Origin of the sequence: Streptomyces viridosporus, from assembly GCF_002078235.1 — a bacterium.
Lineage (GTDB): Bacteria > Actinomycetota > Actinomycetes > Streptomycetales > Streptomycetaceae > Streptomyces > Streptomyces viridosporus.
In genome coordinates, this window is the sequence record NZ_MSGP01000630.1 from 1 (window position 1) to 1,309 (window position 1,309).

General features: G+C 72.3%; 1 protein-coding gene. It reads right to left on the reverse strand.

Going from position 1 to position 1,309, the window contains the following annotated elements:
• Positions 1-46: 46 nt before the first annotated feature.
• The coding region (locus tag B7L92_RS34645; RefSeq protein ID WP_081241196.1) for a sodium:solute symporter family transporter at positions 47-1,309 on the reverse strand (1,263 nt) is incomplete at its 5' end.

A 1,309-nucleotide genomic window follows, 5' to 3' on the forward strand; every position in this document is an offset into this window, starting at 1 on the left:
AGGCCGTAAGGGTGCCGGGGCGCTCCCGGGGGAGGCCCCGGCACCCTTACGGCCTCCTTCGTGCCGCCCCCGCGAGGATCCAGCCCTCCACCGCCTCGTACTGGCGCCGTTGTTCTTCCGCCCCGGCCCGGCCGGAGGCCACCGTGCCGAGCCAGCCGCAGGCGAAGCCGACGGGGATGGAGAGCAGTCCGGTGGTGGTGAAGGGGAACCAGTTGAAGTCGGCGTCCGGGAAGGCGGAGACGGGGGAGCCGGAGACCAGGTTGGTGCCCGGCATCAGCAGCAGCACGGCGAGGGAGCCGCCGATGAGGGTGGCGAGCAGGCCGGTCCGGGTGTAGCGGCGCCAGAAGAGGCTGTAGACGAGGGCGGGCGCGATGGCGGAGGCGCCGAGGCAGAACGACAGGGTGACCAGGGGTTGCAGGCTGTGGTGCTGCACCAGGGTGGCGAGCAGGATCGCGGGGACGCCCACCGCGAGTGCGGAGAGGCGGGCCAGGGTCATCTCGCGGCGGGGTGACATCTCCTGGACGCGGGCGGCGAAGACGTCGTGGGCGAGGGAGTTGGCGCAGGCCAGGATCATGCCGGCGACCGAGGCCAGGACGGTGAGGAAGATCGCCGTGGTGACGGTGGTGAAGAGGAAGGTCTCGGCCGCGGTCACCTCCGGGCCGAACGCGGCCAGGGAGCCGAGGAGGTAGGCGGTGTTGCCGCGCGGATCGGCCTCGGCGATCGCGGCCCGTCCGACGAGCGCGGTCGCGCCGAAGCCGACGACGGTGATGACGAGGACGAACAGGGCCACGCCGGACACCGCCCAGGACATCGAGCGGCGCACCTGGCGGGCGCTGGAAGCGGTGTACATGCGCATGGTGACGTGGGGGAGGCAGGCGCCGCCGAGGACGACCGTGAGGTGCGAGCTGATCATGTCGAGGTCGGGGCTGGCGCCGCCGGTGAACTGCAGGCCGGAGGCGAGGAAGGCGGAGCCGACCCCGCTGTTGCCGGCGGCCGCGTCGAAGAGGGCGCCCGGGTTCCAGTCGAACCGGTGCAGGACGAGGGCGGCGACGACGAGGCCGGAGCCGAGCAGCAGCACGATCTTCAGGATCTGGATGAGGGCGGTGCCCTTCATGCCGCCGATCGCCGCGTAACTGATCATCAGCGCGCCCACCCCGACGATGCAGCCCGTCTGCAGGGCCTCCCCGGAGAAGCCGAGGATGAACGCCATGAGCTGTCCGGTGCCGGCGAGTTGCACCAGCATCATCGGCAGCAGCGCGGCGAGGGTGACGGCGCACGCCGCAGGGACGCGGGGCACGGATCGCCGCGT